Origin of the sequence: Actinoallomurus sp. CA-150999 (assembly GCF_050942425.1) — a bacterium.
Taxonomy (GTDB): domain Bacteria; phylum Actinomycetota; class Actinomycetes; order Streptosporangiales; family Streptosporangiaceae; genus Actinoallomurus.
In genome coordinates this window covers 11,571,807-11,598,518 of record NZ_CP192063.1, presented here as the reverse complement: position 1 = coordinate 11,598,518, position 26,712 = coordinate 11,571,807, and the positions used below count along the sequence as shown (strand labels likewise).

General features: G+C 73.3%; 4 protein-coding genes. All 4 read right to left on the bottom strand.

Features of this window, described 5'->3' with window-relative positions:
- Position 1: 1 nt before the first annotated feature.
- The 4 genes from ACQP2O_RS53610 to ACQP2O_RS53595 are packed head-to-tail and all read right to left on the bottom strand — an operon-like array spanning position 2 to position 26,707.
- Positions 2–223: an MbtH family protein gene (locus ACQP2O_RS53610; protein WP_433178274.1), complete on the bottom strand. Its 222-nt coding sequence runs from the start codon at positions 221–223 to the stop codon at positions 2–4.
- Complete coding sequence (locus ACQP2O_RS53605; RefSeq protein ID WP_433178272.1) at positions 220–4,419, bottom strand: amino acid adenylation domain-containing protein; 4,200 nt, start codon at positions 4,417–4,419, stop codon at positions 220–222. The genes ACQP2O_RS53610 and ACQP2O_RS53605 overlap by 4 nt, the downstream gene beginning before the upstream one ends.
- On the bottom strand, positions 4,416–15,359 hold the full coding sequence (locus tag ACQP2O_RS53600) for an amino acid adenylation domain-containing protein (protein WP_433178271.1): 10,944 nt from the start codon (positions 15,357–15,359) through the stop codon (positions 4,416–4,418). Before ACQP2O_RS53600 ends, ACQP2O_RS53605 begins: the two co-directional genes overlap by 4 nt.
- Complete coding sequence (locus tag ACQP2O_RS53595) at positions 15,356–26,707, bottom strand: amino acid adenylation domain-containing protein (RefSeq protein ID WP_433178269.1); 11,352 nt, start codon at positions 26,705–26,707, stop codon at positions 15,356–15,358. The genes ACQP2O_RS53600 and ACQP2O_RS53595 overlap by 4 nt, the downstream gene beginning before the upstream one ends.
- Positions 26,708–26,712: the final 5 nt, after the last annotated feature.

Here is a 26,712-nt window from a genome sequence, read left to right as displayed (position 1 = left end):
GTCAGCCTCTCTCGTCCTGTTCCATGGCCGCGATGAGACTCTTCGGCCGCATGTCCGTCCAGTGTTCGTTGACGTAGTCGAGGCAGGCCTGCCGGCTGTCCTCGCCGTGCGCGACGGTCCACCCGGCGGGGACGTCGATGAACGCCGGCCAGAGGGAGTGCTGCCCCTCGTCGTTGACGAGCACGAGGTAGCGGCCGTCGGGATCCTCGAACGGGTTGGTCATGGCTCCAGAGTCTCCTTCAATCTCGCGGCGATCCGGGCCAGCGGACCGGGATCGGCCACCTCGGTGTGCGCGCAGTCGACGGGGTGCTCCTCGACGTTGGCGGCGTACGGCCGCCAGACGTCGGGATGTGGTCTCGCGTCGTTGCGGGCGGCGGTGAACAGCAGGAGGTCCCCGTCGAACCGCCCGGGGACGAACCGGCGCCCGTTGCGCAGGGCGTTCAGGTAGGCGCGGTACATCCCCTCCAGGTGACGGCCGTCGATCCCGCCGAGCGCGCTGCCCTCCAGGAGAGCGGCGACGTCCCCGGTCGTGACGTCGTCGGCCACGTCGAATCCCAGGTCGCGCAGCAGGTCGGGAAGGGGGACCTCGGCGTCCGGGTCCCCGTCGAGCGGGTAGGCGTCCATGAGCGCGAGCAGCGCCACTTCCTCGCCCTCGGCCCGCAGCCGTACGGCCATGGCGTGCGCGATCAGACCGCCGAGCGACCAGCCCAGCAGGTGGTACGGCCCGGCGGGCTGGACGGCGCGGATCGCCGCGACGTAGTCGGCGGCCGTGTCCTCGATAGACCCCGGCAGCTCCTCGTCGCGGGCGATGCCGCGCGCCTGCAGGCCGTACACCGGCCGGTCCGGAACGTGCCGGACCAGTCCCGCGTACGACCAGGCCACCCCGATCGCGGGATGCACGCAGAACAGCGGCGGCCGGTCTCCTCGTACGCGGAGCGGCAGGAGCACCTCCAGAGGCGGCATGCCGGAGTCCCTCGCGGGATGTGCCGTGCCGAGCCGGCGGGCCAGCGTCGCGACCGTCGGCGCCTCGAACAGCGTGCGGACCGGTATCTCGACGCCCAGTTCGGCGCGGATCCGGCCGGCCAGGCGAGTGGCGAGGAGCGAGTCGCCGCCGAGTTCGAAGAACCCGTCGTCGACCCCCACCCGGTCCAAACCCAGGACCTCCGCGAACAGGCCGCAGAGGATCTCCTCCAGCGGCCCGAGCGGCGGCCGGGAGGCCGAGGAGAGCTCCGGGGCGGGCAGTGCCGCGCGGTCGAGCTTGCCGCTCGGGCTGAGCGGGAGGGCGTCCAGAACGACGATGGCGGAGGGGACCATGTGGCCGGGCAGGGTCCGCGCCGCCGCCTGCCGCAGCTCGGCCGGGTCGGCGTCTCCTTCTCGACCGACCAACCCGTGTCGTTCCCGACCAACCTGTTCTTCCCGACCAACCGGCCCCGACCGACCTCCCGGCCCCGACCGACCTCCCGGCCCGGTGACGTAGGCGACGAGGCGGCGGTCGCCCGGCCGGTCCTCGCGGACGATGGCGGCGGCCTGGGAGACGCCCGGCTGCTCGGTGAGCACCGCCTCGATCTCGCCGAGCTCGATCCGGAAGCCGCGGACCTTGACCTGCGCGTCGGTGCGGCCGAGGTACTCCAGGGCCCCATCGGCCCGCCGACGAACGAGGTCCCCGGTCCGGTACATGCGGCCGGGCGCGAACGGGTCGGCCACGAACCGCTCGGCGGTCAGGGCAGGACGGTTCAGGTAGCCGCGGGCCAGGCCGATCCCCGCGACGTACAGCTCACCGGGCACACCGGGAGGCACCGGCCGCAACCGGCCGTCCAGCACGTACACCCGCGCACCCGCGATCGCCCGGCCGATCATCGACGCGTCGCAGGTCAGCGGCGCGCTCATCGTCGCCGCGACGGTCGTCTCCGTCGGCCCGTACGCGTTGATCATTCGGCGGCCCGGCGCCCAGCGTTCGGCGAGGCCGGGCGGGCACGCCTCGCCGCCGACGACGAGGGTGCGCAGGTTCGCCAGGCCCTCGGGGTCGACGCCGCCGAGCACGGCCGGCGGGACGAAGCCGTGCGTGACCTGCCGCAGCGCGTCCTTGAGCGCCTCGCCGCCGTACACGTCCAGAGGCACGATCGTCACCGTCCCGCCCGACGCGAGCCCCATGAGCAGTTCGAACACCGACGCGTCAAAGCTCGGCGAGGAGAAGTGCAGCGTCCGGTCGCCCGGGGCGACGCCGAACCGCTCGGCCTCGGCTGCGGCCAGGCTCGCCAGGCCCGCGTGCGAGACGACGACACCCTTCGGCCGCCCGGTCGAGCCCGAGGTATAGATCACGTACGCCGCGTTCTCCGCCCGAAGCCGTCGGACGCGGGCGACGCGCCCTTCCGGAGCTGCGGCGTCCGCCCGCACTTGGGAGACCTGCGCTTCCACGGTCGCGGGGTCCGCCCGCACCTGGGAGACCCGCCCTTCCAGGGCCGCGGGGAACGGTTCCGCAGTCAGCGAGGGCGGGGGCACCCGCGGGCCGTCGTACGGGAGCGGAGCGCCGTCGTGCGCGATCACGCAGGCGGGACGGGCGTCGCCGAGCATGTACGCGATGCGGTCCGGCGGATAGCGGGGGTCGATGGGCAGGTACGCGCCGCCCGCCCGGCTGACGGCCAGGGCTGAGACGACGAACTCCGCCGATCGGGGCAGGGCGATCGCCACGATGGTCTCCGGGCCCACCCCGAGCCGGGTCAGCTCGCCGGCGAGCTCACCGGCCCGCGCCCACAGCTCCGCGTAGGTCAGCGAGGCGGCGTCCCCGGCTCGCGTCCCGGCGGGCCGGTCGCCGACTCGCGGCTGCTCGGCGTATCCAGCGGCGTCCCCGACTTGGGCCCCTTGGCCGCTGGCTTCCGGCTGTTCAGCGTGTCCGGCGGCGTCCCCGACTCGTGCCCCGGTGGGCTGGTCGCCGACTTCCGGCTGCTCGGTGTATTCGGCAGCGGCCCCGGTGCGATCGGTGTGCGGAACGGGCGCTTCGGCTGAGGGTGCTCCGGCGGGTCGGGGATGAGCTTCCGGCGGCTCGGGGGACGGCAGCGTGGTGACGGCCAGGGCGTCGGGGGTGCGCTCGACCCACTCGCCGACCAGTTCCGGCAGCGTGCGTGGTGGTATGGCGAGCGGGCCGGACGCCCAGGCGCCCAGGATCTGCTCGCGTTCGCCGGGCAGTAGGACGTTCAGGTCCGCGACGGAGGCGTCCGGCCGCGCGGCCATCGCGCGCAGCAGCCGCTCGACGCGGGCCAGGAGCAGCTCCGCCTCCGCGCGGTCGTACGCGTCCGGCCGGTGGTCGAGCCGCAGCCAGAGCCGGTCGCCGCCGAGGGGCGCGGCGACCAGGGCGAGGGGGTAGTGCGTCGCGTCGAACAGGTCGACGCGCGCCACCCGGACGTCGCCGAGCGAGATATCCCCAGGCTGTGGATAATTCTCGAACGCGGTCATCGTGTCGAACAGCGGCGTCCGGCTGATCTCGGTCAGCCCGAGGTGCTGGTGCGGGAACAGCTCGGCCTGCTCGTCCTGCAGGCGGGTCAACAGGGTCGCGACGGACTCGACCTCGTCGATCCGCGCCCGCACCGGGACGGTGTTGATGAACAGTCCCACCATCCGCTCCACACCGGGGATCTCCGGCGGACGCCCGGACACGGCCGTCCCGAACACCACGTCGTCGCGGCCGGTCAGCCGGGACAGCAGCAGGCCCCACGCGCCCTGGACGAGCGTGTTCGCCGTCAGGCCGTGCCGCCGGACGGCGGCCAGGTCCAGGGCGACCTCCGTGGTGATCCGCTCCGGCGGCAGCGGCGGGCCGGTCACGGTCGCCGGGGCGACCAGCGTGGGCTCCTCCACCCCGTCGAGGGCCCGGGCCCACGACGCGCGGGCGGCCGTACGGTCCCGGCCGGCCAGCCATTCCAGGTACCGCTTGTACGGCGTGACGGGCGGGAGCCCACCGCCGAGGTACAGCGTGAAGAACTCCTCGGCCAGGACCGGCATCGACCAGCCGTCCAGGAGGATGTGGTGGCCGGTGACGATGAGTCGATGCCGGTCCGGGGCCTCCGGGACGAGCGTGAAGCGCAGCAGCGGCGGCCGGGCCAGGTCGAACGGACGGGTCCGCTCGCGCTCGGCGACGGCGTCGGGGTCGCCGGGCGTCTCCGCCCAGGGCAGGGCGACCTCGCGGTGGACGAGCTGCACCGGTTCGCCGTTCTTGCGCTGCCGGAAGCCGCACCGCAGGTTCGCGTGCCGCGCGAGCAGGGCCGACGCGGCCTGCTTCAGCGCCGCGACGTCGAGCGGGCCGACCAGGTCGAGGACCAGCTGCGTCGCGTACAGGTCCCGGTCGTCCAGCGCGGCGTGGAAGTACAGCCCCTGCTGGAGGGGGGACAGCGGCAGGATGTCCTCCAGCCGTCCGCCGTGGGTCGTCACAGGTCCTCCAGCTCCGCCTCGAACTCGTCGATCTCGTCCTGGCCGAGGTCGACGAGGGCGATGTCGGATGGCGTGTGGCCACCCTCCTCGGTGACGGCCAGCTCGCGCAGCGCCGCCGCCCACGCCTCGGCGAGTTCCCGCACGTCGTCCTCCTCGTACAGGCCGGACGCGTACGACCAGGTGACCTTCAGGTGCGGGCCGTCCGGCAGGTCATGGGTCACCGCGTTGACGTCGATGCCGTGCGGCAGCGGCGTGCCCGAACCGTGGCCCATCCCGAGCAGGTCGGACTCGGGCGCGGTCGACCACTCGCCCTGCCCCGGCGCCACCCGGCCCTGGTAGTTGAACCCGAGCTGTGGCGTGGCCGTCAGCCTGCCGCGCGTCGCCGGGTTGAGATAGCGCAGCAGCCCGTACCCGAGCCCGTCGCCGGGGACGGCCCGCAGCTGCTCCTTGATCCGCTTGAGGGCGCGGCCCGGCTCGGTGGTGCCCGGGGTGAGCCGTACGGGATACAGGCTGGTGAACCACCCGACCGTACGGGACAGGTCCACGCCCAGGTCGGCGCGGCCGTGGCCCTCCAGGTCGACGAGCACGCCGTCGCGACCCCGCCAGCGCCGAACCGCCAGGGCGAGCGCGGTGAGCAGGACGTCGTTCACCGTGCCGTGGAAGGCCGCCGGGACGGTCGTGAGCAGCGGTTCGGTGACCTCCGGCGGGAGGGCCGACCGCAGGTGCCGTACGGTCTCGGCGGTGTCCTTCGCCGGGTCCAGGGCCCGGCCGGCCAGCGGCGGGTCGTCCTCGATCGCCGTCCAGAACGCGAGTTCGTCCACACGCTGTGGATCGTTCGCCGCAGCCGCGAGCCGCCCGGCCCACCGCCGGAACGACGTCGGCACCGGGTCGAGCGGATGGCCCTCCAGCGCGAGCACGATATCGGGCAGCAGGATCCGCCATGACACGCCGTCGACGACGAGGTGGTGCAGCGTCAGCAGCAACCGGCCCGGCGCGTCGCCCGCGTCGAACCACACCACCCGCACCATCGCGCCGGCGGCCGGATCCAGGGACCGCTGAGCCGCCTCCGCGTGTTCGGCGATCTCGTCCAGCCCCTCGAGGCGGGTGACGTGCGGGCGCACCGAACCCGGCGGTGTGACCTCGGCGTACCGCCCGTCGAATCGCAGGCGCAGCGCGTCATGGTGGTCCAGGAGCGTCGCGACCGCCCGCGTCAACCGGTCCAGGCCGAGGCCGGGCGGCACGGTGAGCAAAGCCGACTGGTGCAGCGACCCGCCCAGCTCCGCGAACCAGCTCATGATCGGCGTCAGTGGCACCGGCCCGACGCCCGCCCCTTCCGGCTCCGGCTCCGCGCCCTCCTCCGAGGCGGGCCGCGCGACCGCCGCCAGCGCGCCCGGCGTCCGATGCCGGAACACCTCCCGCGCCGTCAACGCCAGCCCCTCCCGCCGGGCCCGCGCGACCAGCTGGATCGCGACGATGCTGTCCCCGCCCAGGTCGAAGAAGCCGTCGTCGGCGCCGGCCGGACCGTCCAGGCCCAGCACCTCCGCGAACAACCGGCACAGCACCTCCTCCTCCGGCGTGCGCGGCGCCCGGCCCGACACCCGGTACTCCGGCGCGGGCAGCGCCGCGCGGTCGAGCTTGCCGTTCGCGGTCAGCGGCAGCTCGGGCAGGGGCACGACGGCCGCCGGGACCATGTACTCCGGCAGCCGTTCCCGGACGAACGCCCGCAGCCCCGCCGGATCGGCGTCGCCCACGACGTACGCGACGAGACGCCTGCCGCCCGAGTCGTCCCGCACGACCACGGCGGCCCGGGAGACGCCCCCGTGCTCGGCCAGCGCCGCCTCGACCTCCCCGGGCTCCACGCGGAAGCCGCGGATCTTGACCTGGTGGTCCGTACGGCCCAGGTACTCCAGCCGCCCGTCGGCACGCAGCCGGACGAGATCCCCGGTGCGGTACATCCGCTCACCCGGCGCACCGTACGGGTCGGCGACGAACCGCTCGGCGGTGAGATCCGGACGGCCCAGGTAGCCGCGGGCCAGGCTGAGACCCGCCGCGTACAGTTCGCCGGGCACACCGGGCGGCACCGGCCGCAGGCGCTCGTCCAGCACGTACACGCGGGTGTTCGCCACCGGGGTGCCCATCGGCGGGACGACCCGGCCGGACAGCGGCGCGCTCACGGTCGTCGCCACGGTCGTCTCCGTCGGCCCGTACGCGTTGATCATGCGGTGGTCCCGCGACCAGCGCTCCACCAGCTCGGGCGGGCACGCCTCACCGGCCACGACGAGCGTCAGCCCCGGCGGCAGCCCGTCGAGGGTGGGCAGCGCGGCCGGCGGCAGCGTCGCGTGCGTGATCCGCTGCTCGGCGACCAGCTCGGCCAGCGGCGTGCCCGGGACGAGGCGGTCCTCGGGCGCGAGCACGAGCGTCGCCCCCGACAGGAGCGCGACGAGCTCCCAGAAGGCCGCGTCGAACCCCGGCGACGCGAACTGCAGCACCCGGCTCCCCGGCCCGATCCCCAGCCGCTCGCGCTGCGTCGCCGCCAGACTCGCGACCCCCCGATGCGTGACGACGACACCCTTGGGCCGTCCGGTCGACCCGGACGTATAGATCACGTACGCCGCGCCGTCCACCCCCGCCTGAAAGCCGGCGGCCGTACGACTCCCGACCCGAGGACGGCCCTCGGCCTGCGGACGACCCCCGACCGCCGAGCCGTCTTCGACACCCAGGCCACCTCCGACCTCCAAGCCGCCCCTGCCCCCCACTTCCAAGTCGCCTCTGGCACCTGGGCCATCCCCGAGCTCCGAGCGACCTCCGGCACCCGAGCCGCCTCTGCCTGGGCCGCCTCCGGCCCCCGGGCCGCCGCTGCCACCTGGGCCATCTCCGCGCTCCGAGCCGCCTCTGGCACCAGAGCCGCCGACGACTCCCGGACCCGACGCGAGGAGCCCGGTCCGTGGAAGGTCCAGGCGTGGTGGGTCGCCGGGGAGGTCGACGTCCTCCCGGGTGACGACGCACACGGGGCTCGCGTCGTCGAACACGTACGCGACGCGGTCCTGCGGGTACGCGATGTCGATCGGCAGGTACGCCGCGCCGGTCATGGACACCGCCAGCATCGCCACGACCAGGTCGACGGAGCGGGGCAGGGCGATGGCCACGATCCGCTCCGGCCGGGCGCCCGCTCCGGCGAGCGTGTCGGCGAGTTCCCCGGCGCGCGCCGTCACCTCGGCGTACGTGAGCTCTTCGCCGTCGAAGACGACTGCCGTCGCGTCCGGAGTGCGGGAGACCTGCAGCTCGAACAGCTCGGCGAGCGTGGCGGGCGGGACGTGCCGGGTCGTGTCGCCCAAGTCCCGCAGAATCCACCGGCGTTCGTCCGGGGTGAGGACGTCGACCGCGCCGACACGAATGTCGGGGTCGGCGGTGACGGCGGCGATCAGCCGATCCAGTCGCGCGACGATCGCCTCGGCGGTCGAGCGGTCGAACAGGTCCGTCGCGTACTCCAGGACGCCTTCGAGGTTCTCCTCCAGGCTCAGCGTCAGGTCGAACTTGGCGGTGCCGGCGTGGAGGTGAAGGGGTTCGGCGGTGAGGCCGGGGAGGGTCAGTTGGGCGCGGGGGTTGTTCTGGAACGCAAGCATGACCTGGAACAGCGGGTGGCGGGCCATGCTGCGCGGTGGGTTCAGGATCTCCACGAGGCGTTCGAAGGGCAGGTCCTGGTGCTGGTAGGCCGCCAGGCCGGTGTCCCGCACCCGCGCGACCAGCTCGCGGAACGTGGGGTCGCCGGAGACGTCGGTGCGCAGGACGAGGGTGTTGACGAACATGCCGACCAGGTCGTCCAGCGCCTGATCGGTCCGGCCCGCGATCGGCGTGCCGATCGGGATGTCGGTGCCAGCGCCCAGCCTGGTCAACAGTGCCGCCAGCGCCGCCTGCACCACCATGAACACGCTGGCGTTCAGCTCCCGAGCCAGGACCGTGACGCGGTCCGCGCCGAGCCGTACGGGAACCTGCCCGCCCTCGAACGACGCCTGGGCGGGGCGGGGGCGGTCGGTGGGCAGGTCGAGCCGGTCGGGGAGTCCGTCCAACGTCGCGCGCCAGTAGGCGATCTGGCGGGAGATGAGGCTGCCGGGGTCGTCCTCGGAGCCGAGCAGTTCCCGCTGCCAGAGCGCGTAGTCGGCGTACTGGACCGGCAACGGCCCCCAGGACGGTGCTCGTCCTTCGCAACGTGACGCGTAGGCGCCGATCAGGTCGCGGGCCAGCGGCGCGAAGGACCAGCCGTCGGCCGCGATGTGGTGCAGCACGACCAGCAGCACATGTTCACCGGGCCCGGTCGCGTACAGGTGGGCGCGGATCGGGATCTCGCTCGCCAGGTCGAACCCGTACGCCGCGTCCCGGGCCAGGGCCGCCGTCACGTCCTCGGGCTCCTCGACCCGCAGCTCCGGACGCCGGTCTTCGAGGATGACCTGGTACGGCCTGCCGTCCGACTCCGGGAAGATCGTCCGCAGCGTCTCGTGCCGGTCGACGAGGTCGGCCAGGGCCGAACGCAGCGCGTCGACGTCCAGGTCACCGGTCAGGCGCAGCGCCACCGGCATGGCGTACGTGGCGGTGCGGCCCTCCAGCCGGGTGAGGTACCACAGGCGTCGCTGCGCGTGCGAGAGCGGCGGCGAGGTGAGTGCGCGAGGCCGGGGCGTCAGCGGCGGGCGAGCGGTGTTTGCTCCCCGCACGGCCGCCGCGAGCCCGGCGACGGTCGGGGTCTCGAACAGCGCGCGGACGGGCAGCTCGACGCCGAGCACCGACCGCACGCGCGCCACCACCCGCGTCGCCAGCAACGAGTCCCCGCCCAGGTCGAAGAACCCGTCATCGACCCCCACCGACGCCGTCCCCAGCACCTCGGCGAATACCCCGCACAACACCTCCTCCACGGGCGTAAGCGGCCCCCGCGACGACGCCGTGATGTCCGGCGCGGGCAGAGCACGCCGATCCACCTTTCCGTTCGGCGTGAGCGGCAGCGCGTCCAGCGGCACGATCGCCGACGGCACCATGTAGTCCGGCAGGCTCTGCCCGGCGAACTTCCGCAGCTCCCCGGCGTCCACGTCTCCTTCCCGACCAACCTGCTCTTCCCGACCTCCCGGCTCCGACCGACCTCCCGGCTCCGACCGACCTCCCGGCCCCGACCGACCTCCCGGTCCGACGACGTACGCGGTGACGCGCCGGTCGCCGGGCCGGTCCTCCCGCACGACGGCGATGGCCTGGGAGACCGAGTCGTGCGCGGTGAGTACGGCCTCGATCTCGCTCAGCTCGATCCGGAACCCTCGGACCTTCACCTGGTGGTCCACCCGGCCGAGATACTCGATCCGCCCATCGGGGAGATGCCGGGCGAGGTCGCCGGTGCGGTACATGCGGCCGGGCCCGTACGGGTCGGCGACGAACCGCTCGGCGGTCAGGTCCGGGCGGCCGAGGTAGCCGCGCGCCAGTCCCGCTCCCGCGATGTACAGCTCGCCGGAGACGCCCGGCGGCACCGGCCGTAGCGCGGCGTCCAGGACGTACACACGGGTGTTGCCGAGGGGACGTCCGATCGGCGGCCGGGCCGCCGTCGCCACGTCGATCGGTGCGTACGTGGACCAGATCGTCGTCTCGGTCGGCCCGTACAGGTTCAGCACCGGGCATCCGCGATTCAGCAGGGCCTGGGCGAGCCCGGCGGGCAGGGCCTCCCCGCCCACCAGCACACGGAGCCCGCCGAGGCCCGGCAGGTCGGCGAGCTCCCGCCACAACGTCGGCGTGGCCTGCATGACCGTCGCATCCGCGATGAGTCGATCGAGCCGGACCGGATCGGCGACCTCCTCCTCCCGCGCCAGCCGGATCCGCGCCCCGGCCAGCAACGGCAGGTAGATCTCGACGACGGAGATGTCGAAGCCGACCGTCGTCACCGCCACGAGCGTGTCCTCGGACGTGAGAGGCACCCGCTCGGCCATCGAGTCGAGGAGGTTGGTGACGGTCCCGTGCGGGACGACGACGCCCTTCGGCCGCCCGGTCGACCCGGAGGTGTAGATGACGTACGCGGGATGTTCCGGGAGCGTACGCCGGGCGCGGGCCGACGAGTCGTCGAGCCGCAGGGGGAGCCGTACCTGGGCCAGGCTCTTGGGCAGCACGTGCGCGGTCGTATCGCAGGTCACCGCCGCGACCGGCCGTGCGTCGTCGACCATCATGGCGATGCGGTCGGCGGGAAAGCGCGTGTCGATCGGGAGGTAGGCGGCGCCCGTCTTGTGCACGGCGAGCACCGCGACGACGAGTTCGGCGGTACGCGGCAGGGCGAGGGCGATGAGTCGTTCCGGACCGGCTCCGTGTTCCTCGATCAGGTGTCGGGCCAGCCGGTCCGCTTCGGCGTTCAGCCGCGCGTAGGTGAACGTCACGGCGGTGTCCGGATCGGCGAGCGTTCCGGCGACGAGTGCCGGTGCGCCCGGTGTCCGCGCGGCCTGCGCCTCGAACAACTCCACCGGCGTGACCTCGGGGAACGGACGGCTCGTGGCGTTCCACTCCGCCAGGATCCGGTGCCGCTCCGGCGCGTCGAGGACGTCGATGTCGCCCACCCTGACCTCCGGGTTCGCGCCGACCGCACGAAGCAGCCGGACGAACCGCGCCGCGATCGTCTCGGCGGTCGCCCGGTCGAACAGGTCCGTCGCGTACTCCAGCACCCCGCTCAGCTCGTCCCCGAGCACGAAGTGAAGGTCGAACTTGGCGGTGCCGGCGTGGAGGTGGAGGGGTTCTGCGGTGAGGCCGGGGAGCGTGAGGTGGGCGCGGGGGTTGTTCTGGAAGGCCAGCATGACCTGGAACAGCGGGTGGCGGGCCATGCTGCGCGGTGGGTTCAGGATCTCCACGAGGCGTTCGAAGGGGAGGTCCTGGTGCTGGTAGGCGGCCAGGTCGGTCTCGCGGACGCGTGCGAGGAGTTCCCGAAAGGTGGGGTTCCCGGAGAGGTCGGTGCGCAGCACGAGGGTGTTGACGAACATGCCGACCAGGTCGTCCACGGCCTGGTCGGTGCGCCCGGCGATCGGCGTGCCGATGGGGATGTCGGTGCCCGCGCCCAGCCTGGTCAGCAGCGTCGCCAGCGCCGCCTGCACCACCATGAACAGGCTGCACTGGTCGCGCCGGGCCAGCGCGGCCAGCCCGGCGCGGAGCTCAGCGTCGATCTCGATCGGGACCTGGCCGCCTTCGTAGGACGCCTCGGCGGGTCGCGGGCGGTCGGCCGGCAGGTCGAGCTGGTCGGGCAGCCCGTTCAGGGTCTCCTGCCAGTAGGTGACCTGGCGAGCGATGAGGCTGCCGGGGTCGTCCTCGGACCCGAGCGCGTCCGGCTGCCAGAGCGCGTAGTCGGCGTACTGGACCGGCAGCGGCTCCCAGCCGGGCGGTCGTCCCTCCGCCCGCGCGGCGTACGCGCCGATCAGGTCCCCGGCGAGCGGGGCGAAGGACCAGCCGTCGGCGGCGATGTGGTGGAGCACCACCAGCAGGACATGCTCGCCGGGGCCGGTCGTGTAGAGGTGGGCGCGGATCGGGATCTCGCTCGCCAGGTCGAACCCGTACGCCGCGTCCTCGGCCAGGGCCGCCGCCACGTCAGCGGTCTCGGCGACCCGCAGCTCGAGGCGCGGATCGTCCAGGACCATCTGCCACGGCTCACCGTCGACCTGCGGGTAGACGGTGCGCAGCACCTCGTGCCGATCGACAACATCGGTCAGCGCGGCCCGCAGCGCGTCGACGTCCAGGTCGCCGGTCAGCCGCAGCGCCAACGGCATGGTGTACGTGGCGCTGCGCCCCTCGAACTGATCGAGGAACCACAGCCGTCGCTGCGCGAACGACAGCGGGACCCGCTCAGGCCGTGGCACGGCCACGAGCGCCGGGCGAGCGCCGCGACGGGTCTGGTCGAGGCGTTCGGCCAGCGCGGCGACGGTCGGGGCGTCGAACAGGGTGCGGACGCCGACTTCGACGTCGAGCACGGCCCGGATCCGGCCGACCATGCGGATCGCCAGGAGCGAGTCGCCTCCGAGGGAGAAGAAGTCGTCATCCGGGCCGACTCCGTCGACGCCGAGGAGCTCGGCGAACAGCCCGCAGACGATCTCCTCGGTCGGCGTGCGGGGCTCTCGCGACGAAGTGGCGGCGAACTCCGGCTCCGGCAGGGCCCGGCGGTCCAGTTTCCCGCTGGTGGTCAACGGCAGTTCGTCGAGGACGACGATGGCCGCCGGGACCATGGCCTCCGGAAGGTGGCGTCCGGCGAGCGTACGCAGGTCCGCCGCCAATCCGGTGCGGTCGGCGACCTGGGCGACGACGTACGCCACCAGCCGCACCCCGTCCGCCCCGTACGGCCGGGCGACCACCACGCAGTGGTCGACGTCCCCATGACCGGAGAGCACGGTTTCGATCTCGCCGGGTTCGATGCGGATGCCGCGGATTTTGACTTGCTGGTCGAGGCGGCCGAGGTATTGGAGTTGGCCGTGGGTGTTCCAGCGTGCGAGGTCTCCGGTGCGGTACATGCGGCCAGGCCCGTACGGGTCGGCGACGAAGCGTTCGGCGGTCAGGCCGGGAAGGTCCTGGTAGCCGCGAGCGAGCTGGACACCCGTGAGATACAGCTCTCCGGGCACACCGGGCGGCACGGGCCGCAGCGCGTGGTCCAGCACGTAAACACGCGTGTTCCACACCGGCCGCCCGATCGGCACACTCGTTGCTCCCGGAGGGCACTGCCAGGCGGTGACGTCCACCGACGCCTCGGTCGGCCCGTACAGGTTGTGCAACTCCGCGTCGGGCAGCACCTGGTTGAAACGCGCCGCCGCCTCGTGTGACAGGGCTTCGCCGCTGCACAGCACCCGCCGCAGGCCCGTGCAGGTTGCGGCCTGCGGTTCCGTCAGGAACGCCGCCAGCATCGACGGCACGAAGTGCGCGGTCGTGACCTGCTCCTCGCGGATCAGCGTCGCGAGGTAGCGAGGATCGCGGTGCCCGTCGGGACGGGCGATGACCAGCGTCGCGCCGGCCTGCAGGGGCCAGAAGAACTCCCACACCGACACGTCGAACGTCGCCGGCGTCTTCTGCACCACCCGGTCACCGGGCCTCAGCCCGTACTCGTCCTGCATCCAGAGCAGCCGGTTGACGATCCCGGCATGCGGGACCACAACACCCTTGGGCCGCCCCGTCGACCCCGACGTGTAGATCACGTACGCGGCGTTGCCCGGCGAGACGACCCGGGCCGGTGCCGTGTCGGGGAACCCGGTCACTTCCTCTCGTACCTCAGGGTCGTCGAGGACCAGCAGTGGTCCGGGTAGCCGATTCGCGATATCGCCGGTGGTGAGGACCAGCGCCGGCCGGGTGTCGGACAGGACGTACGCGACGCGGTCCGCCGGATGGTCCGGGTCGACCGGCACATAGGCCGCGCCCGCCTTGACGACGGCGTACATCGCGACCAGCAGGTCGAAGGAGCGGGGCAGGGCCAGGGCGACGCGGCTTTCCGGTCCGATGCCGCATTCGACCAGGTAGTGGGCCAGACGGTTGGCCCGCGCGTCGAACTCCGCGTAGGTCAGTTCGACGCCTTCGTACACCAGCGCGACCGCGTCGGGCGTGCGGGCGACCTGTGCCTCGAAAAGGTCGGCCAGCGTCACGTCCGGCACCGGACGCGCCGTGGCGTTCCACTCCTCCAGCACCCGTCGCCGTTCGCCGGGAAGCAGCAGGTCCACGGCACCGACGGGTGTGTCGGGCGCGTCGGCGATGGTGTGCAGCAGGTGTGCGAACCGTGCGAGGAGTGTCGCGGCGTCGACGGCGTCGGGGCGGTGGTCGAGGCGGAGGGTCAGCCGGTCGCCGGGGACGACGTACAGCGTCAGGGGATAGTGGGTGGCGTCCCGCTGCGTCGCGCCGGTCAGCCGGAGGCCCGCAATGGACTCGCCCATCGCCGACGGGTTGAACGGATAGTTCTCGAACACGGTGAGCGTGTCGAACAGCGGCGTCACGCCCGACTGGGCGGTGATCTCCGAGAGGCCGAGGTGCTGGTGGCCGAGCAGTGCCGCCTGTTCGGCCTGGAGCCGGGCGAGCAACTGGGCGAGGGTCTCGTCGTCCCGGATCCGGAGCCGTACGGGGACGGTGTTCACGAACAGCCCGATCATCTGCTCGACGCCCGGGATCTCCGGCGGGCGGCCGGAGACCACCTGCCCGAACACCACGTCGGAGCGGCCGGTCAGCCGCGCGAGCAGCAGTCCCCAGGCGGCCTGGACGAGCGTGTTCATGGTGACGCCGTGGCGGCGGGCCCGGGCACGGAGCCGTGCGGTCAGGTCCTCGGGCAGTTCTTCCGACACGGCCGTCGGCGGCACGGGAGGGAGCCCGGCGGCCTCGGGCACCAGAAGCGTGGGCTCCTCGACCCCGTCCAGGGCGGCCGCCCAGGCGCGGGTCGCGGCGGTGTGGTCCTGTCGCTTCAGCCAGGCGAGGTACTCCTTGTACGGGGTCGCGGCCGGGGGCTCGGCGCCGGCGTAGCGGGTCAGCAGCTCGGTGACCAGGGTCGGCGTGGACCAGCCGTCGAGCAGGATGTGGTGGTTGGTGAGGACGATCCGGGCACGGTCGGGTCCGAGCCGTACGAGCGTGAGGCGGATGAGCGGCGGGCGGGCGAGGTCGAAGGGCGTGCCGCGGTCGGCGTCGGCGATCCGGTCGGCCTCGTCCTCGTCGGCCGCCGTCACCTCCTGGAACGGCAGCTCCACCGTGCGCGGGACCACCTGAACCGGTGTCTTGAGCCGGTCGTGCGAGAACGCCGCGCGCAGGTTCGGGTGGCGGCGCAGCAGGTCCTGGCACGCCTTCCGGAGCGCGTCGGCGTCGACCGCGCCCGTCACGTCGAGCACGACCTGCGCCGCGTACACGTCCCGCTCGTCGAGGAGCGCGTGGAACAGCAGGCCGTGCTGCAGTGGTGACAGCGGCCAGACGTCCTCGATCTGTGACCGGTTCAACCCTGCTCCCATAGGTCTTCCAGCGCGTCGATCTCGTCTTGGTCCAGCTCGATGAGGGTGAGGTCGGAGGGTGTGTGCCCGCCGCCGTCCGCGGCGGCCAGCTCCCGCAGCGCGGCGAACCATCGGTCGGCGAGGTCGCGCACCTCGTCCTCGGGCAGCCATCCGTCCGGCCAGACCCATGTCGCCCGCAGGTCGCCGTCCCGCGTGACGGCGTCGATCTCCAGGCCGTGGGCGACCGGCATGGCCGGGTCGTGGCCGGTGCCGAGGACGTCGGACTCCGGGGCCAGGGTCCAGTCGCCGTCCCCGGTGTCGACCCTGCCGAGGTAGTTGAAGAGGATCTGCGGCGCGGGCAGGGCCGCCAGCTCGTCGCGGGTGCGCGGATTGAGGTGGCGCAGCAGCCCGTACCCCGCGTCGGACGGGACCGCCCGTAGCTGCTCCTTCACCCGCTTGAGCGCCTGTCCCGCGTCTTCCGTGCCGGGCTCGAGGCGGACGGGGTGGAGGCTCGTGAACCAGCCGACTGTCCGCGTCAGATCGAGTCCGCCCCGGGTGCCGTGCTCGTCGCCGAGGCCGTCGAGATCCTCGCGCCCGTGCCCCTCCAGGTCGATCAGTACGCCCTCGCCGACGTCTCGCCCGTGGTCGCGGCGCCATGCCGTGACGGCGAGGGCCAGCCCGGTGAGCAGGACGTCGTTCACGCCGCAGTGGAACGCGGCGGGCACGGTGGTCAGGAGCGGTTCGGCCTGCTCACGGGGCAGGGTCACGGTGAATCGCCGCAGGTCCGCTCCTTTGTAGACGTCCCGTGCGCCGGTGCCGAGCGGCGGGTCGGTGACGTCGAGGATCTCGGTCCAGCGCGGGAGTTCGTCCACAACCTGTGGATGGTTCGCGGCCGCGGCGAGGCGCTGGGCCCATCTGCGGTACGACGTCGGCACCGGGTCGAGCGCCGCGCCCTCGAGCGCCAGTACGAGGTCGGGCAGCAGGATCCGCCACGACACTCCGTCGACGACCAGGTGGTGCAGGACCAGCAGCAGTCGTCCCGGCGCGTCGCCCGCGTCGAACCAGACGACCCGGACCACCGCCCCCGCCTCCGGGTCGAGGCTCCGGCGGGCCGCCTCGGCGCGTGCCGCGATCGTCTCGCGGTCGTACCCTTCGACGCGGCTGACGCACGTGGTCGCGTCCACCGTGCCCGGCGGCGCTGTCTCCAGCAACCACGAAACGCCGTCCGCTCGGCGCACCCGCATCCGGAGCGCGTCATGGTGGTCGAGGAGGCTCCGCACCGCCGTGGTGAGCCGCTCCAGGCCCAGCGCCGGCGGCAGGGTCAGCAGCACCGCCTGACTGAACCCGTCGAACCGGCCGCCGCGTTCGGCGAGCCACGACACGATCGGCGGGCGCGGCACGGGGCCGACGCCCGCGCCGGGCGGCTCCGACCGCTCGGCCACGTCCGCGGCCGCCCGCGCGACCGCGGCGAGAGCGGCCGGCGTCCGATGCTCGAACACCTCCCGAGCGCTGATCACGAGCCCGGCGGCCCTGGCCCGCGACACGAGCTGAATCGCGAGAATGCTGTCCCCGCCGAGATCGAAGAACCCGTCCTCGGCCCCGACCGCATCGACGCCCAGCACCTCGGCGAAGACCTCGCCGAGCAGCCGCTCGGCGGGCGTGCCCGGCGTCCGGGACCCGGCGGCGAACATCGGAGGGGGCAGGGCCGCGCGGTCCGTCTTCCCGCTGGGGGTCAACGGCAGTTCGTCGAGCATGACCACGGCCGCCGGGACCATCGACTCCGGCAGCGCCCGCGCGGCGGCCCGCCTCAGCTCCGCCGGGTCGGCGTCTCCGGCGACGTACGCGACGAGACGCCGGTCGCCCGGACGGTCCTCCCGCGCGACGACGACGACCGAGGTCACGCCTTCCTGCTCGGCGAGCACGGTTTCGATTTCGCCGGGTTCGATGCGGATGCCGCGGATTTTGACTTGGTGGTCGAGGCGGCCGAGGTATTCGAGTTGGCCGTGGGTGTTCCAGCGTGCGAGGTCTCCGGTGCGGTACATGCGGCCGGGCCCGTACGGGTCGGCGACGAAGCGTTCGGCGGTCAGGCCGGGCCTGTCGTGGTAGCCGCGAGCGAGCTGGGCACCCGCGAGATACAGCTCTCCGGGCACGCCGGGCGGCACCGGCCGCAGCCCGGGATCCAGCACGTACGCGCGGGTGTTCCAGACCGGCCGCCCGATCGGGACGCTCTCGGATCCCGGGCGATGACGCCACGAGGTCACATCGACGGACGCCTCCGTCGGCCCGTACAGGTTGTGCAGCTCGACACGCGGCAGGACCTGCTGGAACCGTCCCGCGAGTTCGGGGGACAGCGCCTCGCCGCTGCACAGCACCCGCCGCAGGCCCGCGCAGTCGGCGGCCTGCGGTTCGGTCAGGAACGCCGCCAGCATCGACGGCACGAAGTGCGCCGTCGTCACCCGCCATTCCCGGATCAGCTCGGCCAGATAGCCCGCGTCCCGATGGCCGTCCGGCCGGGCGATCACGAGGGCGGCACCCGTCTGCAGGGGCCAGAAGAACTCCCACACCGACACGTCGAACGTCGCCGGTGTCTTCTGCACCACCCGGTCACCGGGCCTCAGCCCGTACTCGTCCTGCGCCCACAGCAGCCGGTTGACGATCCCGGCATGCGGGATCACGACGCCCTTGGGCCGCCCCGTCGATCCCGAGGTGTGGATGACGTACGCGGCGTTGGCAGGCGTCACCGTACGGGCCGGAGCTGTGTCGGGGAATCCGGTCAGTTCCTCTCGTACCTCGGGGTCGTCGAGGACCAGCAGTGGTCCGGGTAGCCGGTTCGCGATATCGCCGGTGGTGAGGATCAGCATCGGCCGGGTGTCGGACAGGACGTACGCGACACGGTCGGCGGGATGGTCGGGGTCGACCGGCACATAGGCCGCGCCCGCCTTGATGACGGCGTACATCGCCACGAGCAGCTCGATCGAGCGCGGCACCGCGAGCGCGACGAACCGTTCCGGCCCTACGCCGCACTCGACCAGGTAGTGCGCCAGACGGTTGACGCGCGCGTCGAACTCCGCGTAGGTCAGCTCGACGCCCTCGTACACCAGCGCGACCGCGTCCGGGGTGCGGGTGACCTGTGCCTCGAACAGGTCGGCCAGCGTGACGCCCGGCACCGGACGCGCCGTGGCGTTCCACTCCTGCAGCACCCGCCGCCGTTCCGCGTCGTCGAGCAGGTCGATCGCGTCGATCCGGACGTCCGGGTCGGCCACGGCGGTCTCGAGTAGGTGGACGAAGCGGGACGCGATCCGTTCGGCGGTTCCGGCGTCGAAGAGGTCGAGGGCGTACTCCAGGGTCCCGCCGAGCCCGGCCGGGCCGCCGTCGGCGCTGCGGTGCTCCTCGAGCATCAGGTGCAGGTCGAACTTTGCCACTCCCGCGTGCACCGGTTCGACGGCCGCTCGCAGTCCGGGCAGGTCGACGACCGCCCGCTCGGTGTTCTGGAACGCGAGCATGGTCTGGAACAGCGGATGCCGGGCCATCGAGCGTTCCGGGGCGACGACCTCGACCAGCCGCTCGAAGGGCAGGTCCTGATGCTGGTAGGCGGCCAGGTCGGTCTCGCGTACGCGGGCCAGGAGCTCGCGGAACGACGGGTCGCCGCTCGTGTCCGTGCGCAGCACGAGCGTGTTGACGAACATGCCGACCAGGTCGTTCAGCGCCTCATCGGTGCGTCCCGCGATGGGTGAGCCGATCGGGACGTCGTCGCCTGCGCCGAGGCGGGTGAGCAGCGCGGCGAGCGCCGCCTGCGCGACCATGAACACGGTCGCGCCGTTCTCGCGGGAGAGGGCCTCCAGCCGGGCGTGCAGCGCGGCGTCGATGTCGAAGGCGACGGTCGCGCCCCGGTACGACGCGCGCGCCGGGCGCGGCCGGTCGGTGGGCAGGGCGAGCCGGTCGGGGAGCCCGGCGAGGGCGTCGCGCCAGTACGCGATCTGCCGTCCGATGAGGTCCTCGTCGAGGAGGGCCCGCTGCCAGAGGGCGTAGTCGGTGTACCGGACCGGCAGCGGATCCCACCGTGGCGTGTCGCCGTCGACCCGCGCCGCGTACGCGGTGATCAGGTCGCGGGCCAGCGGGGCGAGCGACCAGCCGTCGCAGGCGATGTGGTGCACGACGATGAGCAGCAGGTGCTCGTCCGCGCCGAGCGCGTACAGGAAAGCGCGGAGCGGCGGCTCGACCGCCAGGTCGAAGCCCCGCGCGGCGTCCACCGTCAGGCGCTCGTCGAGCTCCGGCCCGGTCGCCGTGGCGACGTCGACGATCCGCAGTTCGGGGGCCATGCCGTCGACGACCAGCTGGTACGGCGTGCCGCCGGAGACGGGGAAGACGGTCCGCAGTGGCTCGTGCCGTTCGGTGAGGTCGCACAGGGCGATCCGGAGGGCGGACTCGTCGAGCTTGCCGGTGAGCCGCAGCGCGATCGGGATGTTGTACGTGCCGGAGGGTTCGTCGTCGAGGCCGTCGAGGAACCACAGCCGCTGCTGCGCGTACGACAGGGGAACGATCGGCGGGTGCTCCACGGGCCGCAGCGGCGGCCGGGCCGAGCCCGCCTCCTCGATGGCCTGGACGACACCGGCGGGTGTGGGCGCCTCGAACAGTGCCCGGATCGTCGGTTCGACACCGAACGCCGACCGGATCCGGCTGATGACGCGGGTGGCGAGCAGCGAGTTGCCGCCCAGATCGAAGAAGCCGCTGTCCGGGTCGACCCGGCCCGCGCCCAGGACGTCGGCGAAGATCCCGCAGACGATCTCCTCCGCCGGGGTCCAGGGCGCCCGGGACCGCCCCGTGGCGGACACTTCCGGGGCGGGCAGCGCGGCCCGGTCGAGCTTCCCGCTCGGGCCCAGAGGAAAGGCGTCGAGGACGACGACGACCGACGGCACCATGTGGGCGGGCAGCCGGTCGGCGGCGAACCCGCGCAGCTCGGCCGGGTCCGCGTCTCCTTCCCGACCAACCAACCCGTATCGTTCCCGACCAGCCTGCTCTTCCCGACCAGCCTGCTCTTCCCGACCAGCCTGCTCTTCCCGACCAACCGGCCCCGACCGACCTCCCGGCCCCGACCGACCTCCCGGCCCAGGCTGACCTCCCGGCCTGGTGACGTACGCGACCAGGCGCTGGTCGCCGGGCCGGTCCTCCCGCAGGAGCACGACGGCCTGGCCCACCGCCTCGTGCGCGGCGAGCACCGCCTCGATCTCGCCCGGCTCGACCCGGAAGCCGCGGATCTTGAGCTGGTGGTCGGTACGGCCGAGGTACTCGACCTGTCCGTCGGCGGTCCAGCGGGCGAGGTCGCCGGTCCGGTACATGCGGCCGGGGCCGAACGGGTTCGAGACGAACCGCTCGGCGGTGAGGCCGGGCCGATCGTGATAGCCGCGCGCCAGGCCGCTGCCGGTCAGGTACAGCTCGCCGGGAACGCCGACGGGGACGGGGTTCAGCCAGGCGTCGAGGATGTACGCGCCGGTGTTGGTCAGCGGCCGGCCGATCGGCGCCCGCGCATCGGGTGCGCCGTCGTCCTCCCAGGCCAGCGCGTACACGGTCGCCTCGGTGGGGCCATAGATGTTGGCGATGCGGGTCTCCGGCAGGGCGTCCCGCGCCTCGCGGAGCAACTGCGGCGGGAGCGCCTCGCCGGCCAGCGCGAGCGTGCCGGCCTTCGGCCGCGCCCCCTGCGCGAGGACCGCGGACAGCGCCGAGGGCACCGCGCAGATCAGGTCGACGTCGACCGGCCGGTCGAGGAGGGCGAGCAGGTCGGGGACGATCTCGATCGAGCCGCCGACCAGCAGTGGAACGAGCGTGTCGAACACGGAGACGTCGAAGTTGAGCGAGGTCGCGGCCAGTACCCGGGACAGCCGCTCCCGCCCGAAGTCGCGCACGGCCCAGTCGACCAGGTCGACGACGCCCCGGTGCGCGACGACGACGCCCTTGGGCCGTCCCGTGGACCCGGAGGTGTAGATCAGGTAGGCGGCGTTGTCCGGCCGTACTCGCCGTGCGCCCGCCGCCGCTCTCCGGAACACCGGCTCGGCGTAGGTCGGCTCCTCCGTGGAGACCGAGGTCTGTTCGGACGGCGCGGGGACGCGGGGGAGCACGGTGCCCTCATGCGCGATGACGCAGGCGGGTTCGGCGTAGGCCGGTTCCTCTGCGGAGACCGAGTCCGGGTCCTGTTCGAGCGGTTCGGCCGGGAGCGGTGCGGGGACGTCGGGCGGCACGCGGGGCAGCGCACGCGGGAGCACGGTGCCCTCGTGCGCGATGACGCAGGCGGGTCCGGCGTCGTCGAGCAGGAGCGCGATGCGCTCCGCCGGATGGCTCAGGTCGATGGGGACGTACGCGGCGCCCGCCTTCAGCACCCCCCACAGCGCCACGATCAGCTCCGCCGCGCGCGGCAGCGCGACCGCCACGAAGTCCTCCGGACCGATACCCCGGGCGACCAGTGCACCAGCCAGCCGCTCCGCCCGCGCGTCCAGCTGGGCGTAGGTCAGCTCGTCGCCCGCGAAGACGACCGCCGTCGCGTCCGGGGTCCTGGCGACCTGCTGCTCGAACAGCTCGGCCAACGTGGCGGGCGGGACCTTCCGGGCAGTGTCGTTGAAGTCCTGAAGGATCCGGTGGCGTTCGCCCGGATCGAGGAGGTCGATCGCGCCGATGCGCGTGTCGGGATCGGCCGCGACCGCGACGATGAGGCGGCCGAGCCGTGCGACGAGCGCCTCGGCGGTCGAGCGGTCGAACAGGTCGGTCGCGTACTCCAGCGCGCCCGCCCCACTCGGATCCAGGTCGAGCAGCAGGTCGAACTTGGCGATCCCCGCGTCGACCGGCCGTACGGTCGCCGCCAGGCCCGGAAGGTCGAGCTCGACCCGGTCGGTGTTCTGGAACGCGAGCATGACCTGGAACAGCGGATGCCGGGCCATACTGCGCTGCGGGTTGAGGATCTCCACGAGACGTTCGAAGGGGAGGTCCTGGTGCTGGTAGGCGGCCAGATCCGCCTCCCGGAGCCGCCCGATCAGCTCCCGGAACGTTGGGTTCCCCGAAAGGTCGGTGCGCAGCACGAGCGTGTTGACGAACATCCCGACCAGGTCGTCCACGGCCTGGTCGGTGCGTCCGGCGATCGGCGTGCCGATGGGGATGTCGGTGCCCGCGCCCAGCCTGCTCAACAGCGCGGCCAAAGCGGCCTGCACCACCATGAACACGCTGGCGTCCGTCTCGCGGGCGAGCGCTGTCAGGGGCTCCGGATCCAGCCGCACCGGAACCCGCGCGCCCTCGTGCGACGCCTGGGCGGGCCGGGGCCGGTCGGTCGGCAGGTCGAGTTCGTCGGGCAGCCCGTTCAGGGTCTCCCGCCAGTACGCGATCTGGCGAGCGATGAGGCTGCCGGGGTCGTCCTCGGACCCGAGCGCGTCCGGCTGCCAGAGCGCGTAGTCGGCGTACTGCACCGGCAGCGGCTCCCAGGCGGGCGCCCGCCCTTCCGCCCGCGCGGCGTACGCGCCGATCAGGTCCCGGGCCAGCGGGGCGAGGGACCACCCGTCGGCCGCGATGTGGTGGAGCACCACCAGCAGCACGTGCTCGCCGGGGCCGGTCGCGTAGAGGTGGGCGCGCAGCGGGATCTCGTGCGCCAGGTCGAACCCGCGCGCGGCGTCCCGGGCCAGGTCGGCGTCCAGGTCGCCGGTCTCGGTCACCGGCAGCTCGGGCCGTACGCCGTCGAGGACGACCTGGCACGGTTCGCCGTCGACCTGCGGGTAGACGGTGCGCAGCACCTCGTGCCGGTCGACGAGGTCGGTCAGCGCCGCCCGCAGGGCGTCGACGTTCAGGTCGCCGGTCAGCCGGAGGGCGGCGGGCATGGTGTAGGTCGTCGTGGGACCGTCCAGCCGGTTCAGGAACCACAGCCGCCGCTGCGCGTACGACAGCGGGACCCGCTCGGGCCTTGGCATGGGCACGAGCGGGGGCCGGGCCGGTGCGGCGGCGTCCAGCCCGGCGGCGAGCCCGGCGACGGTGGGCGTCTCGAAGAGGGCGCGGACGGGCAGTTCCACGCCGAGTACGGATCGGACGCGGGCGACGACGCGGGTGGCCAGCAACGAGTCCCCGCCCAGGTCGAAGAAGCCGTCGTCGATCCCGACCGCCGGCGCGCCCAGCACCTCGGCGAAGACCCCGCACAGCACCTCCTCCACCGGCGTCCGCGGACCACGCGACGACGTGGTGATGTCCGGCGCGGGCAGGGCACGGCGGTCCAGCTTGCCGTTGGGGGTGAGCGGCAGGGCGTCCAGCCGTACGACCGCGGCCGGGACCATGTGCGCCGGGAGGTTCCGCCGCGCCAGGTCGCGGAGTGCGGCGGGGTCCACAGAGCCGGGCTCGGCGGGACCCTGGGGTACGCCCTCGACCTGTTCGACGCCGGGACCGGTGACGTACGCGACGATCCGCCGGTGCCGGTCGTCGTCCGGCCCGTCCTCGCGAACGACCGCCGCGACCTCGTCGACGGACGGGTCGGCGGCGAGCACGGCCTCGATCTCGCCGAGTTCGATGCGGAAGCCGCGCAGCTGAACCTGGTGGTCGGCGCGGCCGACGTACTCCAGGCGGCCGTCGGCGTGCCGCCGGGCCAGGTCACCGGTGCGGTACATGCGGCCGGGCCCGTACGGGTCGGCGACGAACCGTTCGGCGGTCAGATCGGGGCGGCCGAGGTAACCGCGCGCCAGACCGGCCCCCGCGACGTACAGTTCGCCCGTCACGCCGGGCGGCATCGGCCGCAGCGCCGCGTCCAGCACGTACACCCGCAGATCGGGGATGCCGACGCCGATTCCACTGCCTCGATCGGCTGAGGCGTTCAGCGGCGCGTAGGTGACGTGCACCGTGGTCTCGGTGATGCCGTACATGTTGACCAGGACGGGCGCGTCGTCGGCGTGCCGGGAGTACCAGTCGGCGAGGCGGGACGGGTCGAGCGCCTCACCACCGAAGATCACATACCGCAGGGCGAGGTCCCGCGTTGTGTCCCGGTCGGCGCGCATGAGCTGGTGGAACGCCGACGGCGTCTGATTGAGGACCGTGACGCGCTCGTCGTCGAGCAGGCGGAGGAGCTCCTCGGGGGAGCGACTGACGTCGTACGGGACGACGACGAGCCGGCCGCCGTACAGCAGGGCGCCCCACAGCTCCCACACCGAGAAGTCGAAGGCGTAGGAGTGGAAGAGCGTCCAGACGTCCGACGGCCCGAACCCGAACCACGGGTCGGTGGCATCGAGGAGCCGCACGACGTTCTGATGGGGGACGACCACGCCCTTCGGCCGCCCCGTCGACCCGGACGTGTAGATGACGTACGCGGGATGCTCCGGCCGCAGCGGCACGACCGGGTCGTCCTCGGGGTACCCGCCGAGCGCCTCGTCACCGATGCGGACCCGCGTGACGCCTGCGGGCAGTTCGACGGCGGAGGCCGTGAGGACGAGTGTGGGTGCGGCATCCTCCAGCATGGCCGCGACGCGGTTCGCCGGGTAGTCCGGGTCGATCGGGACGTACGCCGCACCGGACTTGAGCACGGCGAGGATCGCCACGACGAGGTCGGCGGATCGGTGGAGGGCCAGGGCGACGAGCCGTTCGGGACCGGCGCCGAGGGCGATGAGGTGGTGGGCCAGCCGGTTCGCGCGGGCGTTCAGCTCCCCGTACGTCAGTGACGTGCCGGCGTCAGCGATCGCGACCGCTTCCGGGTCGCGGGCGACGCGCGCCGCGAACAGACCGGGAATGGTCGCGCGCCGAGCCTCCGGCACCCGGGGCCGGCCGAGAGCCACCGCGCGCTCCTCCGGGAGGGCGACGTCGAGCATGCCGATCGGCCGGTCCGGGCCGGTGGTCGCGAGGGCGCGCAGGAAGTTCAGGAAGCGGGCGTGGTGGGCGGCGACCTCTGCGGGGGCGTACCGCTCCGGGTGGGCGTCGACGTCGATGCGCGTGCCCTCGCCGGCGGCACCCTCGTACACGTTGACGGCGAGGTCCTCGACCGGACCGGTGGTCAGCACGTGCGGGACGCCCCGGTGGCCGGCGAAGTCCAGGTCGCGCTCGAACCCCATGATGTTGATCAGCGGGCCGTACAGCGGGCGGGTGTCGCCGAGGAGGCCGAGGTCACGGCGCAGGTCCTCCAGGCGGTACCGCTGGTGTCGCAGCAGCCGCCCGACCTGCTCGGTCACCTGCCCGATGAGGTCGCGGACCGAGTCGGCGGGCCGGACGCTCAGCCGGAGTGGCAGGACGTTCGACAGCATCCCAGGAGTGCGGCGTGCCGCCGGGGTGGTCCGCGCGGTCACCGCAAGGCCGAGCACGATGTCGGAGACGCCGCACAGCCGGGCGGTGTACGCCGCGGCGGCCGCGATCGTCAGTCCGGTGAGGGTGGTGTCGAGCACTCGAGCCGCGGACGTGATCGCGTCGGCCTCGGCCGGGCTCAGCCCGCCGGACTCCCGGATGAACGTCGCGGACGGCCGGGTGCCGTGGCCGGGGCGAACGGACAGTGCCGGGGCCTCGGGCAGATTCGCGCAGCGGTCCAGCCAGTACGCGCGGTCGCGTTCGAAGCGGCGGGACGCGCGGTACTCCTCGTCCTCGGTGAGCAGCACCTCCAGCGACCCCAGGGTCCCCGCGCCGTACGGCCGTCCGTCGGCCATCGCGGTGTACACCTCGGCGAGCCGCCGCGTGATCTGCGGGCCGCTGTAGCCGTCGACGGCGAGGTGGTGGCAGCGCAGGTACCACAGGTGGCGGTCGTCGCCGAGGCACAGGAGCGCGTTGTCGAACAGCCGCTCGCCCAGCAGGTCGATCGGAGTGGAGGAGGCCGCGCGCATCCACGCGTGCGCGGCCGCCATGGGATCGGCCGCACCGCTCAGGTCGACGACAGGCACCTCGACCGGCGCGATGTCGAGGATCTGCTCCGGCGGCCCCTGCAGTTCGGCCCGGTCCGTGGCCCGGCCCGAAGGCCCACCGTGCCCCGGCTCACCGTGCTCCAGACCACCGTGCCCTGGCCCACTGTGACCCGGCGCAGAGTGACCCGGCGCAGCATGCCTTGGCCCACCGTGTCCCGGCGCAGGGCGGCTCGACGCAGTGTGCCCCGGCCCACCATGTCCCGATCCGCCGTGCTTCGGCCTGCTGTGCTCCAGGGGACCGTGCTTCGGGTCACCGTGCTCTGGCCGACCGCCGGAGGTGAGGTCGACGAGGCGGACGTGGACCGCCTCGACCTCGTGGGCGCAGGCGCGGACCGCGGCGGCGAAGACCTCCGGGTCGACCGGCCCGGCGATCTCGACGTACTGCGCCACCTGGACGGGGGCGTCCGGGTTCAGCAGTTGGGCGTACCAGACTCCGCGCTGCGCGGCGGACAGCGGCCAGGGGATGGACATGGAGG